The 14,537-nt window shown below is 52.0% G+C and carries 14 protein-coding genes; 5 read left to right on the top strand and 9 right to left on the bottom strand.

What is annotated here, in order from left to right:
- Window position 1: 1 nt before the first annotated feature.
- The 6 genes from phoP to rluE all read right to left on the bottom strand — a co-directional run bounded on the left by phoP (window position 2) and on the right by rluE (window position 5,209).
- The gene (phoP, locus tag ACR8BN_RS11660; RefSeq protein WP_031593449.1) at window positions 2-670 is read right to left on the bottom strand and encodes a two-component system response regulator PhoP; all 669 of its coding nucleotides are present in this window, start codon (window positions 668-670) and stop codon (window positions 2-4) included.
- A 104-nt stretch (window positions 671-774) separates the two neighbouring features.
- Window positions 775-2,145: an adenylosuccinate lyase gene (gene purB, locus ACR8BN_RS11655; RefSeq protein ID WP_109653245.1), complete on the bottom strand. Its 1,371-nt coding sequence runs from the start codon at window positions 2,143-2,145 to the stop codon at window positions 775-777.
- Window positions 2,146-2,189: 44 nt separating this feature from the next.
- Window positions 2,190-2,831 (bottom strand): high frequency lysogenization protein HflD, encoded by a 642-nt coding sequence (hflD, locus tag ACR8BN_RS11650; protein ID WP_010246266.1) that lies wholly within the window; start codon window positions 2,829-2,831, stop codon window positions 2,190-2,192.
- A 42-nt stretch (window positions 2,832-2,873) separates the two neighbouring features.
- On the bottom strand, window positions 2,874-3,986 hold the full coding sequence (gene mnmA / locus ACR8BN_RS11645) for a tRNA 2-thiouridine(34) synthase MnmA (RefSeq protein WP_010669869.1): 1,113 nt from the start codon (window positions 3,984-3,986) through the stop codon (window positions 2,874-2,876).
- Window positions 3,987-4,028: 42 nt separating this feature from the next.
- Window positions 4,029-4,502: an NUDIX domain-containing protein gene (locus tag ACR8BN_RS11640; protein WP_045140504.1), complete on the bottom strand. Its 474-nt coding sequence runs from the start codon at window positions 4,500-4,502 to the stop codon at window positions 4,029-4,031.
- A 44-nt stretch (window positions 4,503-4,546) separates the two neighbouring features.
- Window positions 4,547-5,209, bottom strand: coding sequence for a 23S rRNA pseudouridine(2457) synthase RluE (gene rluE / locus ACR8BN_RS11635; protein ID WP_031293006.1), 663 nt, complete (start codon window positions 5,207-5,209; stop codon window positions 4,547-4,549).
- 104 nt (window positions 5,210-5,313) lie between these two features.
- On the opposite strand from rluE, the gene icd reads away from it, so the two are divergent.
- The 4 genes from icd (at window position 5,314) to ACR8BN_RS11615 (ending at window position 10,897) form a co-directional block, all read left to right on the top strand.
- Complete coding sequence (gene icd / locus ACR8BN_RS11630) at window positions 5,314-6,564, top strand: NADP-dependent isocitrate dehydrogenase (RefSeq protein ID WP_010246256.1); 1,251 nt, start codon at window positions 5,314-5,316, stop codon at window positions 6,562-6,564.
- A gap of 1,723 nt (window positions 6,565-8,287) precedes the next feature.
- Entirely contained in the window at window positions 8,288-9,607 is a 1,320-nt protein-coding gene (locus ACR8BN_RS11625) for a hypothetical protein (RefSeq protein ID WP_434746958.1), read from the top strand.
- Between the two features lie 688 nt (window positions 9,608-10,295).
- Complete coding sequence (locus ACR8BN_RS11620; RefSeq protein ID WP_434746957.1) at window positions 10,296-10,703, top strand: hypothetical protein; 408 nt, start codon at window positions 10,296-10,298, stop codon at window positions 10,701-10,703.
- Window positions 10,704-10,759: 56 nt separating this feature from the next.
- Window positions 10,760-10,897, top strand: coding sequence for a hypothetical protein (locus ACR8BN_RS11615; protein WP_161780613.1), 138 nt, complete (start codon window positions 10,760-10,762; stop codon window positions 10,895-10,897).
- A 99-nt stretch (window positions 10,898-10,996) separates the two neighbouring features.
- On the opposite strand, the gene ACR8BN_RS11610 is transcribed toward ACR8BN_RS11615, so the two are convergent.
- The gene (locus ACR8BN_RS11610) at window positions 10,997-11,440 is read right to left on the bottom strand and encodes a hypothetical protein (RefSeq protein ID WP_434746956.1); all 444 of its coding nucleotides are present in this window, start codon (window positions 11,438-11,440) and stop codon (window positions 10,997-10,999) included.
- 390 nt (window positions 11,441-11,830) lie between these two features.
- Here ACR8BN_RS11610 and ACR8BN_RS11605 point away from each other — a divergent pair, with 390 nt between their 5' ends.
- On the top strand, window positions 11,831-12,838 hold the full coding sequence (locus tag ACR8BN_RS11605; protein WP_109653237.1) for a glycosyltransferase family 9 protein: 1,008 nt from the start codon (window positions 11,831-11,833) through the stop codon (window positions 12,836-12,838).
- Here ACR8BN_RS11605 and ACR8BN_RS11600 read toward each other — a convergent pair.
- Both ACR8BN_RS11600 and ACR8BN_RS11595 read right to left on the bottom strand, forming a co-directional pair.
- Window positions 12,832-13,170 carry a DUF1493 family protein gene (locus tag ACR8BN_RS11600; RefSeq protein ID WP_039392512.1) on the bottom strand — a complete coding sequence of 113 codons (339 nt, stop codon included), beginning with the start codon at window positions 13,168-13,170 and terminating at the stop codon, window positions 12,832-12,834. The genes ACR8BN_RS11605 and ACR8BN_RS11600 overlap by 7 nt on opposite strands.
- Window positions 13,170-14,087 (bottom strand): glycosyltransferase family 9 protein, encoded by a 918-nt coding sequence (locus ACR8BN_RS11595; RefSeq protein ID WP_434747585.1) that lies wholly within the window; start codon window positions 14,085-14,087, stop codon window positions 13,170-13,172. Before ACR8BN_RS11595 ends, ACR8BN_RS11600 begins: the two co-directional genes overlap by 1 nt.
- Between the last annotated feature and the right edge of the window lie 450 nt (window positions 14,088-14,537).

Raw genomic sequence — 14,537 nt, 5'->3', positions numbered from 1 at the left:
GTCAGAGATCAAAACGGTAACCCTGGCCACGCACGGTGGCGATCACGTCAGTAGGATGCAACGCCAGAATTTTTTTGCGCAGACGACCCATAAGGACATCGATGGTGTGGCTTTCACGCAGTTCAGCGTCAGGATAGAGCTGCAGCATCAGCGAGTCTTTGCTTACCACTTTGCCCGCGTTACGGATCAGCGTCTCGACAATGGTGTACTCAAAAGCAGTGAGCTTCACCGGCTGATCATTGACCGTCAGTTCACGGCGGGAGAGATCAACCTGAAACGGGGCCATATCGATGATTTGCGAGGCATGTCCGCTGTTACGACGCATCAGCGCCTGCAGGCGTGCCGCGACTTCTTCAATGTGAAACGGCTTGGTGACGTAGTCATCGGCACCGGCTTCCAGCGCCTCAACTTTGGCCTGCCAGCCTTCACGGGCGGTCAGCACCAGAATCGGCTGGCGCACGGCATCGCTGCGCCAGCGGCGAATCAGAGACATCCCATCTTCATCCGGCAGGCCGAGATCTACCAGCGCGATATCGGGCAGATGTTCCCGAAGAAAATAGTCAGCTTCTTTGGCGTCTTCGGCGGCATCGACCTGGTGGCCCATGTCACGTAACTGGACGGCGAGATGATGGCGCAGCAGGGCATTGTCTTCAACAACCAGAACACGCATAGGAATTCCTTACACTCTGTTTGAGTCAACCTGCAGAAAGTATACGCGAAGTGTATTAAACAAGATGTTAACGCAGACCGGACTGGGCCGGTCTGCGGCGGGCATTATTTCAGATCGTCAACCATCTGGATAGCGCGACCAATATAGTTTGCAGGCGTCATCTGCTTCAGACGCACTTTTTCCTCTTCCGGCAGCGCCAGGCTGTCGATAAAGGCCTGCATGCCGGCGGCATCGACGCGTTTACCGCGCGTCAGCTCCTTCAGCTTCTCATAAGGCTTCTCAATGCCGTAACGACGCATTACCGTCTGGATCGGCTCTGCCAGCACTTCCCAGTTGTGATCCAGTTCATCCAGCAGACGATCGCGGTTCACTTCCAGTTTCGAGATGCCTTTCAGGGTCGCCTGATAGGCGATCAGCGCATAACCGACGCCCACGCCGAGGTTACGCAGCACGGTGGAGTCGGTCAGATCGCGCTGCCAGCGTGAGACCGGCAGTTTGCTGGCCAGATGCTGCATTACCGCGTTCGCCAGGCCCAGATTGCCTTCGGAGTTTTCGAAGTCGATCGGGTTCACTTTGTGCGGCATGGTCGACGAGCCAATCTCGCCCGCAATGGTCTTTTGTTTGAAATGGTTCAGCGCCACATAACCCCAGATATCGCGATCGAAATCGATCAGGATGGTGTTAAAGCGGGCGATGCAGTCGAACATTTCGGCAATATAGTCGTGCGGCTCAATCTGGGTAGTGTAAGGGTTCCAGGTGATCCCCAGCGCGGTGACGAAGTTCTCGCTCAGCGCATGCCAGTCCACTTCGGGATAGGCGGCAATGTGGGCGTTGTAATTCCCTACCGCGCCATTGATTTTGCCCAGCACCTCAATCTGTTTCAACTGACGTAACTGACGCTCCAGACGGTAAGCGACGTTCGCCATCTCTTTACCCATCGTCGACGGTGTAGCCGGCTGGCCGTGAGTGCGGGAGAGCAGCGGAATGTCACGATATTCGCTGGCAAGATCCTTCACAGCGGTAATCAGCTGCTGCCAGTAAGGCAGGATCACGTCACGGCGGGCTGTTTCCAGCATCAGAGCGTGCGACAGGTTGTTGATATCTTCAGAAGTACAGGCGAAGTGGATAAATTCAGAAACAGCATGCAGGGCAGGGACGTCGGCAACTTTCTCTTTCAGGAAATACTCAACCGCTTTGACGTCGTGGTTGGTGGTGCGCTCAATGGTTTTGATGCGCGCTGCATCTTCTTCGGAAAAACCGGCGACAATCGCATCAAGGAAAGCGTTTGCGTCGGCATCAAATGCAGGAACTTCCTTGATCTCTGCGGTCGCGGCCAGTTTTTGTAACCAGCGAACTTCAACCTCAACGCGGAATTTCAGCAAACCAAATTCGCTGAAAATCGCACGCAGCGGGCTGACTTTATCGCCGTAACGACCATCGACAGGTGAGACGGCGGTCAGAGAGGATAATTCCATCAGTGCAACTCCTGAATCATTTAGCAGTGTTTTGCCGCACCGACTTAGTAAGTCAGTGGCAGCCGGGATAAGAGGGTTTTCGCTTCACGCAGCAAACGCTGACGCGAGAACATCAGTTGCAGTCGGCCACCACCGACCTGCTGCCACAATACGGCAGCACGGATACCGGCTAACAGGGTAGCGCGCACTTTACTCTGTACCTGCGTATTCTGCAGTACCGCAGGCGAACCGGTGACCTGAATACGGGGGCCAAGCGGGCTGATCACATCCACATAGATGGCAGCCATCGCGCTGAGAATGGTGTCTGACTCCAGTTCATAATGCGCCAGCTGGCGATCCAGCTGAGTGATGCGCTGGGCCAGCGTTGCCATAGCCGTTTTACTGGCGCTGAGCTTGCGCTCCAGCACCATCATGCTCAGGGTGTAACGCGTCAGTTCTGCACCTGCACCCTGGCGACTGCTGCTGTTCAGCACCGCCATCAGGGTTTCAAGTCCTAGGCGCAGGTTGGCTTCATTGTTGCCAAACACCGCCAGCGTTGAGCCAGGATTGAGGTCCAGTACGCTGCGCAGCGACACGGTCAGCGCCTCCGGCTGGCAGTGACCCTGCTGAGCCAGCTGCTGCACCAGATGGGCCGACTGACAGATGCCCGCCAGCGCCAGCGTAATTTCCTGATAATTTTTCGCCACGGTTACTCCTGTTTACGCGTCATCAATGCGGGCTGAACCCGCTTACTCCGCCACTAACGGCAGACGCTGTTCGATAATACCGCCACCGAGGCAGACCTCGCCAAGGTAAAACACCGCAGACTGACCCGGCGTCACCGCTGCAACCGGCTCGTCGAAACGCACCTCAATCCGATCGTCGCCGTGTGGAATAATCTCACAGGGAATATCGGTCTGACGATAGCGGGTTTTAACAGTGCAGCGAAGCGGGGCGGTTATCGGCTGGCGATCAACCCAGTGCAGCTGCTGCGCAATCAGGCCGACGGACATCAGACGCGGATGATCGCCGCCCTGGGCGACAATCAGGCGGTTACGCGCCACATCTTTGTCGACCACATACCAGGGATCATCTTTGCTCTCTTTCAGACCGCCAATACCCAGGCCTTTACGCTGTCCCAGAGTATGGTACATCAGCCCCTGATGTTCACCGACGATCTGGCCTTCGGTGGTTTCTATTTCGCCAGGCTGAGCCGGGAGATAGCGCGCCAGGAAGTCGCGGAATTTGCGCTCACCGATAAAGCAGATGCCGGTGGAATCTTTCTTCTTCGCGGTGATAAGGTCGAGCTGTTCGGCAATGCGGCGCACCTCCGGCTTTTCCAGTTCACCAACCGGGAACAGACTTTGAGCAATCTGCTGGTGGCTCAGGGTATAGAGGAAGTAGCTCTGATCTTTGTTGCCATCCAGACCGCGCAACAGCTGGCTCTGGCCGGCCACGTCCTGACGACGCACGTAGTGACCGGTGGCGATAAAGTCTGCGCCAAGATCCTCAGCCGCGAACTCCAGGAACGCTTTGAATTTGATCTCTTTGTTGCAGAGGATATCGGGGTTGGGCGTGCGGCCCGCTTTGTACTCTTCGAGGAAATGCTCAAAGACGTTATCCCAGTATTCAGCGGCAAAGTTAACTTTGTGCAGCTTCATACCCAGCTTGTCGCACACCGCTTGCGCATCCGCCAGATCGTCCGCGGCGGTACAATACTCCTCGCCATCGTCCTCCTCCCAGTTCTTCATGAACAGGCCTTCAACCTGGTAACCCTGCTGTTGCAGTAACCAGGCGGAAACGGAAGAATCGACGCCGCCGGACATACCGACGATCACTTTTTTCTGGCTGTTGTCAGACATGACACGCTCGCATTACGATAAAAAAACAGGCGGCGCATTCTATCATGCAGAAGGCAGCCGCGCACCCTCGTGAAACGGCCACCGGAACGGGCTGACCAGATGTAGCGGGTAGCGGGTGCCCTGTTGCCACAGGCGTACGCTTTCCGCGACCAGCGGCGAACGCAGGTTAGAGGCAGTGAGAATCTGCGCTGGCGGCAACCACCAGCAGCAATCGATGTCGCTGTCCTGCGGCTGGGTTGGTGCTTTTTCCGCCAGATCCACGCCAAACAGAAAACGCACAAAAGGCGTATTGTCGGGCGCGATCCACTGGTTAATCGCGATGAAATAGTGCATCGGTGTGGCGATGCCAGTCTCTTCATAGAGTTCGCGCTCTGCGGCTTCCAGCAGAGTTTCATCCGCTTCAAGATGCCCGGCGGGCTGGTTCCAGGTGGGGCGACCGTTGATCGTCTCTTCCACCACCAGTAATTCACCTTCTGCCTGAACCAGACAGGCGACAGTAACATGAGGTTTAAACATCACTTCTCCGCAATTGTTAACCTGAGGTTATAAAAAACCGGTTTTCAGAGAGCACTTTCACTGAGTTCGCGCCACGCGCCCGGAGCCAGATCGTCCAGCGAATAACTCCCCATCGCGTACCGGATCAATCGCAATGTGGGAAAGCCAATGTGGGCGGTCATCCGGCGAACCTGTCGATTTCGGCCTTCATACAGCGTGATTTTCAGCCACTGCGTCGGGATGTTTTTACGTTCGCGGATGGGTGGCTGACGTGGCCAGAGCCACTCAGGTTCAGCCACTTTTTCTACGCCCGCGGGCAGCGTCAACCCATCTTTCAGATTAACCCCATCCCGCAAAGGCTGCAGATCCGTCTCCTGTGGCTCGCCTTCCACCTGCACATAATAGATCTTACCTGTGCGTTTGCCGGGCTGAGTCAGCGCAGCCTGCAGCGCGCCGTCGTTGGTCAGCACCATCAATCCTTCGCTGTCGCGGTCGAGGCGACCTGCGGCATAAACTTCTGCGACGCTGACAAAATCCTTCAGTGTTCGGCGGCCCGCTTCATCGGTGAATTGCGGTAACACGTCGAACGGTTTGTTAAACAGAATCACGCGGCGCGGAGCCGCAGGGCGGGCAGGGGAACGCCGCGCATCACGCGTCGGGCGGCTGAATCGTTTATCCTGGTGAATTCGTTGAGAAGTTTTTCGCATGGGCTTTGCAGTCAGAAACATTCGGCGCATTATAACGTGAAATTGCGGTGATTGGCGTGGCGGAAATATTCAAGTAGTATTGACGCGCATCTTACAAATCATTAACAAACGCCCAGGAGAGGTTAATGGAAAGCAAAGTAGTTGTTCCGGCGGAAGGTCAGAAAATCACCCTGAATCAGGGCAAGCTCACAGTGCCAAACAATCCGGTCATTCCTTACATTGAGGGTGACGGTATCGGTGTTGATGTTTCCCCGGTAATGCTGAAAGTCGTCGATGCGGCGGTGAAGAAAGCCTACAACGGCGAGCGTAAGATCTCCTGGATGGAGATTTACACCGGTGAGAAGTCAGTTGAACTCTACGGCCAGGACGTCTGGCTGCCACAGGAAACTCTCGACTTAATCAAAGAATATCGCGTGGCCATTAAAGGCCCACTGACCACCCCGGTCGGCGGCGGTATTCGTTCACTGAACGTGGCCCTGCGTCAGGAGCTTGACCTCTACGTCTGCCTGCGTCCGGTACGTTACTACAAAGGCACGCCAAGCCCGGTTAAACGTCCTGAAGAGACCGACATGGTGATCTTCCGTGAAAACTCCGAAGATATTTATGCCGGTATCGAGTGGAAAGCGGGCTCTGCCGAAGCGGACAAAGTGATCAAGTTCCTGCGCGAAGAGATGGGCGTGAAGAAAATTCGCTTCCCTGAGCAGTGCGGTATCGGCGTTAAGCCGTGTTCAGAAGCGGGCACCAAACGTCTGGTGCGCGCGGCAGTGGAATACACCATCACTAACGATCGTGATTCACTGACCCTGGTTCACAAAGGCAACATCATGAAGTTCACCGAAGGCTCTTTCAAAGACTGGGGATACCAGTTAGTGAAAGAAGAGTTCGGCGGCGAACTGATCGACGGCGGCCCGTGGATGAAGTTCAAAAACCCGAACACCGGCAAAGAGATCATCGTTAAAGATGTGATTGCTGATGCGTTCCTGCAACAGATCCTGCTGCGTCCGGCTGAGTATGACGTTATCGCCTGTATGAACCTGAACGGTGACTACATCTCTGACGCTCTGGCAGCGCAGGTTGGCGGTATTGGTATCGCTCCAGGCGCCAACATCGGTGACGAGTGTGCGCTGTTCGAAGCGACCCACGGCACAGCACCTAAGTATGCAGGTCAGGATAAAGTGAACCCAGGTTCAATTATTCTGTCCGCAGAAATGATGCTGCGTCACATGGAGTGGTTCGAAGCGGCTGACCTGATTGTTAAAGGTGTTGAAGGCGCTATCGCTAACAAGACCGTGACTTACGATTTCGAACGCCTGATGGATGGCGCTAAACTGCTGAAATGTTCAGAGTTTGGTGACGCGATCATCGAAAATATGTAATCTGCAATACGTAACATACAGCCAACACGAATGTAAAAATCGTGTTGGCTTTTTGTTTCACGCCTTCTTTCCCCAAAACTCTTCCCCAAAACTATTTCAAAATAACCGCTCCACGACTCTCCACTCCTCTCCGCGATCATTTTTGCAACATTCGTCATCTTCTGAGAGCTATGGCCCAGCAGTTTCGATAATCGAGCCCTTGTGCACAATAACGACGTTCAGAAAGAGAGTGTTATACGTGGAATATTGGCTGTCATCTGGCCAGGTTATTTCACTGTTCTTGCGCGCTTTTAAAGACTGCATTGTGAGTAAAGTAACCCTAATCCTGCATCAGATGATGGCAAGAGATATGGTGTGCCTGAAATGAACCCGATATTTAGTCAGAGCAGCCATCATAGCAGCGGTTAAAGATCTCTTAGCGCAGAACGGTTCTGCTGAAAGTGGAAAGCGTTCAGCCACAATACGATGCTGGTCTCTCCGGTTGAAGCCGTTAAACAGGCGGAAGAAAACCGGATACTGCTCATAATGCTTTCCATCACAGAATGCGTTTCGGTAATGAAAATACGCCAGGGTACAACCTGGAAAAGAAAGCATAGGATCCAGGAAAATCGTTGCCTCAACACCTTCTGTTTTTGATCACTCGATTGACCCATTCTCAACGTAACTGAACCTGAGAAAACCGAGTCAGATAAGCTCTGATGTATAACATCGGGTGTCAAATAGCATTTTTTGTACAATAATTCTCTTTGCAAAACAAGTGATTAAAACTTGCGTGTAATCGCATTCATTTGCCCGATATGCAACATTGATCAGGATCATATTTCATTGAGATGTTGAGGCGTAGATTGCCCGTCATTAGTGACACGATGCAGCGGGATCGCTATTTGTAATCGCTTTCACATTTATTATCATAGATCTTAATTTACTAAGAATTTTGAATAACTGACCTGTTTATGAGGCACTTTATGTGGTTAGTAAAAAAAGTCAGGCGCTCACATCAATCCCTTAGGCTTTGAGAGGGATCAATCAATTCGTTCACAATTTTTATCGCTGAACGTAGATTGTTAATATTATTGTAATCGATTACAAAAGCGTCAGTTTATTAAACACATTCTTAAATCGGAACCTTAAGAAGGATGGCGATATTTAATTTTTCGATTTTTAAGCAGCATAGCGTTACGAAGCAAGGCACAGAATAGTTTTAATCACTCTGGTCTGGCTTCTGAAGAAATCATTATGTTTTCTGACTTACTAAGGTTTTTTTAGTAATTGTCAGGATAAAATCTAAGGTTCATCGGAATGACGGGTGAGTCGAAAGGGGAGCAGACTTAAGAGCAATCAACGTCAGGTATTTAAAATAAAGAAACGGCGTTGCTTAAAAATATAAGGTGCAGATTTTAGTAAGTGAATAAAGGATTTTAACCCAATGTAAAAAGGCCTCGTCCGTTAAGATGAGGCCTTTCAGGGATTCTGATCAAATGGCTGGCGGGCCAGAAGACAGATATCCGTTTGTGATTTACAAATCTTGACATAAATCAACTTTAGCGAGTTCATATTAATGAAGAAATCGATTATAGCTGTGGCTATTTGTGCGATCTGCAGCGGATCCATGACAACCAGTGCAAATGCGAACGTTGTCTTCTCGGGACCAGTGCAAAGCCTATATAACACTATTGCTGCCGGGCATATGGACAATGATGTCGCTCGCGATGTCTGGGCAACGATGAATTCTGAACAACAGGCGGAATTCAAACGTATTGAGCACAGCCACAATATGAATTATTCCTTCGATTTAGGTAATTCTGTTGCGCCAATGGCGATCCCACAGGCCACACCTCAAGCCAGACCGCAAAAGATTCCGGTTGCGCCGCAGCAGGTTCCGCAGGCAACACCGGTTAAGACGCCAGCCATTACCGGCAGCTCCTATCGCGCGGCCGTTACCGGAATGCAGGCGCATCCGGCTCAGTCTGTTCCGGTTCTGGCTCCGCAGAAAATCCCGCAGGCCACGCTGCCGATGCCACATCCGCAGGCAACGCCACCGCGTCCACAGTCCGTGCCGGTCGCCCAGAAGGTGCCTGTCGCACCGCAGAAGGTTCCGCAGGCAACGCCTCCACGTCCACAGTCCGTGCCAGTTGCCCAGAAGGTGCCTGTCGCACCGCAGCAGGTTCCGCAGGCCACACCGCCGCGTCCACAGTCCGTGCCGGTTGCCCAGAAGGAGCCTGTCGCACCGCAGCAGGTTCCACAGGCAATACCGCCACGTCCGCAGTCCATGCCGGTCGCCCAGAAGGTGCCTGTTGCACCGCAGCAGGTTCCGCAGGCAACGCCTCCACGTCCACAGTCCGTGCCGATCGTCCAGAAGGTGCCTGTTGCACCACAGCAGATCCCGCAGGCAATGCCGGTTAAAACGCCAGCCATTACCGGCAGCACCTACCGCGCAGCCGTTACCGAAATGCAGTCGCATTCGACTCAGTCTGTTCCGGTTGCTATTCAGCACAATGCAGCTCGCACCGATACTGACGGGCAGGATATTAGTGCTAATCGTGAAAGCATCCAGACTAATGCAGCTCGCATTGATGCTGAAGGGCAGGATATTAGTATTAATCGCGAAAGCATCCAGACCAACAGCGCTCGTATTAACACAAACGGACAGGCTATTCAGTACAACGCTGCGCGTATTGATACCAATGGACAAGCCATCAGTACAAACCGAGAAAGTATTCAGCACAACAGCGCTCGCATTGATCAAAATAGCGCACGCCTCAATAGCGCTGAGAAAAGCATCAGGCACAACGCAGATCGCATCGATGAAAACAGCAAGAAAATTAAGCAAATTGGCGATAATGCCGCGGCTATGTCTTCACTGCATTTTGATGCGAATCATAATAGCTGGGCGCTTTCTACCGGCACTGCAAACGGCGAAGGTGCAGGCTTCGCGGCTGGCATTCAGAAAGGTGTAACCGAACACTCTGCCGTATCCATCCAGGCTTCTACCGATTCTTACGGTGGCTGGATGGCAGGCGCAGGCGTACACGGGGACTTCTGAAAATGGCCCGCTTCGGCGGGCTGTTTTAGTCGGTGTTGTCAGCGTGAACAAGTGGAATGTGAACACCAGGGGTTAATTCTGGTTTATTGGCGCTGTAATAATTGGTTAGGTTTATTCGGCTTCTGGCGTTCTGTCTGGCAATAACGTTATTGCTTATTGCGCAAGGGCTCGCTATTCAGAACTTTGGGAATTTGCCAGGTTTTCATTTTTTATCAGAGTAATGGATTGATTAATAGCGCGCGGTTAATGCGCTGGAGTGAAAGGGCTCTTCTGGCGGCATGTACTGTTTTCATGCTGGGTTTATTCATTTTTGAGCGTCGCAGCATTATCGCAAGCAATTGAGGCAGAGATGTGATGAATACTTAAAAAGTTAAAGCGTGGTTGATGGTGCATGAAAATGGCACTGAGTTAGTCACACAGCATAAAAAGCATGCGCTCACAGTTGCGCAACTGAAATTCTGGACGGTTTATCCATTGATACCTACAGCAGGAAGCCATGTGGTGAACCTCCGAGCCCAGGGCCAGAGTAAAGCGCCAGCAATGAATGACAAATGTTAAAGCACAGGGCTATGAGCCTTTGTTTTGTGACGTCGACCTGCCGGCAACTAAACATGCTTACTTCCTGCCATTACCTGCGGGCATGCCTGACGAAATTTCATTAACGTTTGAAGCAAAATAGGGCTGTAACATGAAAAAATTTTTGATTGTAAGTGCATTACTTGCGCTAACCGGCTGCTCGTCTTCCGCGTCTCGTATGGCCGGGAGCGAAGCACAAGGCGTAATCCGTGATGCGTGCTATCTGGCTGAACAGAACCGCCAGGTGGCGATGGTGGACGTAGCCGGGAAACAGGCTCTGGAAAATGCACAGTTCGCCCAGGAAGCGCATAAGTCTGCTGCCAAAACGTGGCGGTATAAAGACGTGGTCGTCTCCCGCGATAAACTGGGCATTGTGAGCATAGACGGTAAACCGGCCGTAATGACTGAAGAAAATAAGGGGAATCAGGTCTTTGCGACAGGTATCAGTAATGTGATTTTTTACAAAAACGGTAAAGTCGCATTAATGCAAAATGGCCAGTTTGAGGGCTGGATGAAGTGAGACAGGGTGAAGATTTGAAATTTATTTGCCAACTGCATCAGGAAACAATGCAGGCCATGGAGAAACAGATTCGTGACGAACGTGAAGTGTTTTTTCTGGCGGTAGGGATGTGGAAACAAATCTTTGTCACGCTTGCTTTAGTTGCGGTCGCTATTGTCCTGGTCGAATGCCTGCGCTGGACCGGCACTCACTGACATAAGAGTTAGTTAAACCGGTTTTAAGGGAGCCCGCTTCTCTTTGACACCGAAAGGAGAGGGTTCCTCACAGTGTGCCATTTAATTCTTTCTCTGACGTTATCGAGTCGGGAAACGTGAATCTGGCCTGTCGCGGTCTGGACAGTCTTTTTTCAATTCAGCTTTAATCACGTCGTCTGCGGCATGTTCAGTCAGCCGTTTGAATCTGAATCTGAGTTTCAGTCCGTCATCAGAACAGTTATGCCTTTCTGCAAGCGCTACCGCGGCGCTGTAGGCATTGTAACAACGGGTCACATCCGTCACTTTACGCTGACACTGACTGAACAGCGTAAACGCGGTGTCGGGATGTGCAGTCAGATAGGCAATTTGCGGATTGTTTCTTACCTGATCAAGGATACCCGGTAAGGTCAGATAACTCAGCAAGATCGCCAGTATGGTGATGATATAAATAAAATACTTATAAGGCACCGGGTCTCCTTCTTGCTGGCGCAGTTTTTTTACCGAGCGCGGATGGTGACAGACTGTCGTTAAATACGATATCAACCAAAGCGTAAAACCCGTTCCCTGACACGAGGCTCAGCGATTGTCCACCAGGCAGGCTGGCGTAAACTGCTTTGCAGGTTAATAGTCACAGTAGCAATTATTGTTAAGTCCGCCGTGCCGCATAATGAGATGATTCTTACGCCCCTTCAAGAGCTAAGCCATTACGAGTGCCGGAGATAAGCGCCGGATGGGGCATGCTTCTTTTCTTGTTCTGTCAGCTCTGCCGCCTGTCTTCTCTCTCCCCAGCCAGATCTATTTCTGCTGTTCCCGTCAGGGAACCATCCGCAATCCACGCTGACTAATGGCTGACGTATGCCGTCACGTTTATCCCATCAACGGGAAACGCTGTGATGTGTTTCATGTTTAGCCTGTGCGCAGAGGATGTCAGACATGCGGGTTTTAATTATTTGTCGGGATAATATTGGCGACACCTTACTGACCACGCCGCTGATCAGTGCGCTGGCGCAGTCGGGGCAGCATCAGGTCGACGTGCTGACTAACAATTACGCTGCGCCAGTGTTGCAGCATAATCCCGATATCCGGCAGCTCTTCTATTACACCAAACTGCATCACCGTGAGGCAGGGCAGGGACGACTGGCTTGTCTCTTACAGCGACTGAAGCTGATGCTGACGCTGAAAAAACAGCGTTACGATGTGGTGATTCTGGCAAAAAGCCGCTGGGATCAGCATGGCCTGAAGTGGGTTAAAACAGTGCGTCCCGCCAGAGTGATCGCACTGGGCCATCCCCATCCGCTGATTACCGATCTGTTGCCGCCACCCAGCCAGTCGCCGTGTCATATCAGTGAAACCCTGTTTAGCCTGGGGCGGCCTTTCAATCTCAGCGTCACAGCGCCAGGCAAACTGACGCTGCTGCCGGATGCGGCAATCGCGGCCAGCCTGCGTGACACCTGTGCGATTGATCCCGCTGTTCCGGTCTATGCATTGCAAATCAGCGCCCGCAAGCCGAGCCAGCAATGGGAAGCCGCGCGGTTTGCCGGGCTGGCTGAAAAAATCGCGGCGCGTCATCCCTGCCAGATTATGCTGCTCTGGTCACCTGGCAGCCGTGATAATCCGCGTCATCCGGGAGATGATGAAAAAGCGCGTGAAATTATGGCGCTCTGCCCGCATCTGCCGATCAAGGCGGTGGCTACCACCAGCCTGCCGCAGTTAATTGCAGCAATGTCGTTGTGTCAGGGGCTGGTGAGCAGTGATGGCGGGGCAATGCACATAGGTGCGGCGCTGGGATTGCCGGTTGTCGCGCTGTTTGGCGACAGCGATCCGGCGTGCTGGCACCCGTGGCAGGTTAATTATCAGGTGCTGCAACCGGCGTCACGTGAGGTCAACGCGCTGAGCAGCAGCGAGGTCTATGACGCCTTCGCCCATACCATTACTCAGTAATCCTCTTCAGGCCAGCGTCCCAGTCTGGCCGCTTCACACAGCATGGCGACCGTCAGTGGACGATAAGGCTGTGCTGTGCCCGCAGTAAACCAGCTTGCCACTGCAAAGCGACGTCGGCGCGGCTCCGGAAAATAGCGGGCTTCATCATACTGTTCTGAACAGACGCCGAAAGTGATAAAAAAGTCACTCATCAGAATGGCAAAATCCACCTCACTCAGCGGTAACTGCTGCAGATGAAATCCCGTCCGATCCACTTTCCGGAACCAGCCCAGTGCGGTTGGCTGATTGTGATGCTCAATCAGCGCAATGATGGATTGAGAAAGGTCGTTCATTACCCCACCAGCTTCGCCACGGCCTGCCCGACCTCATCGGCCTTGATCGTTGCCATCGGATGTGTTGAGGAGGTTTTATCCGGGCGATGAATAATGATGTGGCGATCGCTGTCCTGGCAGGGACCGGTATAGCGCGGATTGGCGGTGGAGAACAGGCTGACCGTCGGCGTCTGCGCGGCCACGGCGATGTGCAGTGGACCGGTGTCCCCGGTAACCAGCACATCCAGCGTGCGAATCAGGCTAATCAGGCCGCTGAGATTCGTTTTACCCGCCATCGGCGTCACACGCTGACGGCAGTGCAGTGGCAGGCTTTCAATAAATTCCTGCTCAAGAGGCTGCTCAGCGGCGGTGCCGGTAACGATAATTTCCGTGTCAGGCCAGCGTTCAAGCAAGGCTGTCGCCAGCTGGTTAAAGGAGGCCAGCGGCCAGCGGCGAATATCTTTTGATGCCCCTAACTGAAAACCGATACGGCGATGGTCAGCCTTTGCAGTCGGACTGTTGTTCAGTTCTGGAAGGTGCATCCGGGTCTGCTCTGTCTCTGCGCCCAGGACTTCAATCAGTTTCAGCTTACGCTTGATGGTATGGTCATCAAAATAACCTGAATAGTGATCGAGATATTTATTTAGCAGAGGCGACTCGCGGCCGTAATGATCGCGCACAATCACCTTACTGCCGGTCAGTACCGAGCTCATAATATCGTAGGGGAAATGGGCGTGTAATATTACTGACAGGTCAGGTTTCTGGCGGCGCAGTTTGAAAAACAACGGTAAAAAATTCGCCAGTTTGTTATCCCAGATATAGATCTTATCAAACCAGTTATAACGGCTGACAAGATCCTTATTTTTCTTGCTGGAAACCAGAATAAACTTGCTGGTGGGAAAGCGATTTTTCAGGCTCCAGATAGCCGGCGTATTCATCAGAAAGTCGCCCAGTGCCGTGGTGGAGTAAATCACCACTGTTTGTGGGGCCAGGTCGTGCAAGGCCTGTGGTTTTGTTCTGCTGGAAAATCGAGAATAGAGCGTTAAAAGTCGGTCTATCAGATAAATCTTTTTTTCTTCACGTCTGAATTCTCTTGAACGTATCAATAATATTTAACAAAAGGTGTTGTGAGTTATTAGAGAATATTTCTGCGGCTAAAGTTCATTGTTAAGGATTATTTTTTCGCGACCGTAGATATTTCGTTTAAATTGTTCCCACAATTTTAATGTTGTTTATTCCGGGTATATATACAGAATTGTGTAAAGGAAGTAAGGGATTATTAAAAAGAGATGGGATGATTCTTATAAAAAGGAAACTATGGGAAATTTTCTAATTCCGGCCATAACTAATAGCAGGTTAATTATTAGCGGAATTATTCTATGAGCCCT

Source organism: Pantoea sp. Lu_F5_004 (assembly GCF_051136245.1).
In the GTDB taxonomy this organism is placed as follows: Bacteria; Pseudomonadota; Gammaproteobacteria; order Enterobacterales; family Enterobacteriaceae; genus Pantoea; species Pantoea agglomerans.
The sequence above is the reverse complement of the archived record's forward strand: the minus strand, read 5'-3'. Positions and strand labels throughout refer to the sequence as shown.